The sequence below is a fragment of the Microcoleus sp. K4-B3 genome (genome assembly GCF_036704615.1).
Taxonomy (GTDB): Bacteria; Cyanobacteriota; Cyanobacteriia; order Cyanobacteriales; family Microcoleaceae; genus Microcoleus.
The window spans coordinates 1-1,076 of sequence record NZ_JAUBSF010000242.1; the positions used below are offsets into that span (position 1 = coordinate 1).

The window sequence follows — 1,076 nt, forward strand, 5'->3', positions numbered from 1 at the left end:
ACTGAATCTGTCTTGAGTACTCGTTCTGGTCGGATTCCTCCTTCTCTTCTGCCACGCTAACCCCGTGAACTTCTACCATTCAGGTCAATTGGGTTAAATCTTTGAAGTTCCTTTATAGAACGGATTGTTTTATAAATTGCAACGTGCTTGATATACTTCAGCAACTCATTTATCAACTCTTTGCTGTCATTGGAATTTTCTGCTAAATGTATTTTAGATTCTATAATCTCAACTATTTCTTGGTGATTCTTAAGGATGAACTCTTTTTCTATAGCTTCACTTGCAGATTCGGGTAAAACATTTTTTTCAGCGCTCAAAGACTTTATTCGTTTCCACATTACATTATCTTTTTCTAATCTTAAATATATAGGCCAGTAAAACTAGGAAATCTGTCTTTCTATAAGTTCCAGTTCTGCATTGTATTGGGCTATAGCAATCTGATCTTCTAATATAGAGATTTGTTGCTTTTGTTGATTTTCAAGTTCAGCAATTAATTGTCTCTGGTGATATTTTTCGTTAGTCTCATTCTTAAATATCTCGAATCTTTTATTGAGCCAATAACCTGCTGCTAAAACGATACCGCCAATTAAAACTTTGTCAATAACTAATTCAATTATTTTGTCAGAAAGCTCTACCATTTAATGATTCTCCTTTAGGAATGCTTCACACTTGAATAATTTAACTCCATAAACCAAAAGCTTCCGCCTACTTGAGCATTGCTGCCGACAGATAGCCTCTTACAGCGGTTTCCGCTGTTATGCGGTACAATAAATAAGAATAAAATATCATTTGGTAGTCAAAGCTAATGAAAGCATATTCCCTCGATCTCCGAGAAAAAATAGTGACAGCACATATGTCCGAAAAGATGTCAATTAGAAAAGTAGCCACCAGATTTTCTGTCAGTAAAAGTCTCGTCCAAAAACTGGTAAAGCAACAACAAACCGAGGGTAACTTACAGCCGAAACAGAGCGGAAAACCGCAATTTAGTCATCTGACCAAGGGAGCGTGTCACTTTTGCGATGAGTATAAATACTCGTGAACCCAGAATGACTTTTTTATCGATCATCAGTATAATA

The 1,076-nt window shown here is 35.9% G+C and carries 2 protein-coding genes; both read right to left on the reverse strand.

Annotated elements, in window-relative coordinates:
- Nucleotides 1–56 precede the first annotated feature (56 nt).
- Nucleotides 57–317 carry a hypothetical protein gene (locus QUA78_RS32700; protein WP_333307630.1) on the reverse strand — a complete coding sequence of 87 codons (261 nt, stop codon included), beginning with the start codon at nucleotides 315–317 and terminating at the stop codon, nucleotides 57–59.
- Nucleotides 318–380: 63 nt separating this feature from the next.
- On the reverse strand, nucleotides 381–638 hold the full coding sequence (locus QUA78_RS32705) for a hypothetical protein (RefSeq protein WP_333307627.1): 258 nt from the start codon (nucleotides 636–638) through the stop codon (nucleotides 381–383).
- Between the last annotated feature and the right edge of the window lie 438 nt (nucleotides 639–1,076).